This is a genomic window from Rhizobacter sp. P3_C12 (genome assembly GCF_056402735.1).
Map to the genome: position 1 here is coordinate 1 of NZ_JBFUGW010000595.1, position 1,261 is coordinate 1,261.

General features: G+C 73.7%; 1 protein-coding gene. It reads right to left on the reverse strand.

The window, feature by feature from the left end:
• Window positions 1-1,261: hypothetical protein (locus AC1DXV_RS34795; protein WP_477938068.1), on the reverse strand; the 1,261-nt coding region annotated here is incomplete at both ends.

Genomic DNA, 1,261 nt, shown 5'->3' on the forward strand with positions numbered 1-1,261 from the left:
GACAGGTCCAGCGTGATGTCGAACCCGCCCTCCATCGGCAGCAGCAGGTCGACGCCCTCGGGGCGCACGTCGCGCTCGGCCAGGTCGCGGGCGATGCCGTACAGGAACAGCAGGTCGCGGTAGGCCGGCACGTCGAACGGCGGGCCCTGGTTGCGCCGGAACAGCGCGCCGTCGAGCGTTGCCATGGCTTCCGCCGGCGCCGACCACAGCGACTGCACGCGGGCCAGCAACTCGGGGAAGCCCTCTTCGAGGTCGCGTTCCTTCGACGGGTCGTTCTCGTCCCACTCGATCGCGTAGGCGTTGAAGCGCCGGTTGAAGCGCTCGCGGATGCGGTCGTACGGGTCGCGCTCGCCGCGGCGGCGGTAGATCTCCATCAGCTTCAGGTACGGCAGCGGGCTCACGCCGCCGGTGCTGCGCACGTGGCCCATCAGCAGGTCGACCGCCGCATCGTCCTGCCCGAGCACGACGAAGAACTCGACCTGCTGGTCGAGGTCGATCAGCTCGTCGGCCGACATCGGCCGGTGCGGCTCCAGCGATTCGGGGTCGAGGTCGGTGCCGGGCCGGGTCTCGCGCGACAGCGTGGCCTGCATCGCGGCAACGGCGCGCGGCGTCAGCGTGACGTCCATCGGCTGTGCCGGCATCGGCGCACCGGGCCGCTTGCGAACCGGGGGCGGCGTGTCGACCAGCACCGCGCCGCCGCCGGACAGATCGGGCGACATCGCCGCCGGGATGGTCTGCGGTGCTTCGGCCTGCGCAGCGGGTGCGGCCGGCGCGGGTGCCGGCGGCTCGACCCACCAGGCCGCGGCCTGCCGCTCGCGCCAGCGCTGCCATACCAGGAAGCCCAGGCCGGCGGCGAGCAGCGCGCACAGCACGGCCAGCGCATAGACCAGCGGGTTCGCGTAGCGCGCCGCCTGGGCCTGCTGCACCCTCGCCTGCAGTTCGACGAGGGCCTGCTGCCGCGCCTGGCCCTCGGTGCGCAGCTGGTTCATCGAGCTCTCGAGYGCCTTCAGCCGGTCCTGCGCTTCGAGGCGCTGCACCAGCTCGGGGTCGATGAAGCGGTACGGGGCCGAGCCGGCCTGGCCGGCCTCGGCCAGCTGCGTGAGCTGGCCGCTCATGCGCAGCGACGGCGAGATCAGCGCATCGGTTTCCACCGGATCGAGCTGCAGCGTCGGGCCCTTCGGCCGCGCGGGCTCGGCGGCGGGCTTCTGCGGACGCGCGGCCTTGCCGGCGGCGACCTTCGCGGCCGGGCGCCCGCTGGTGG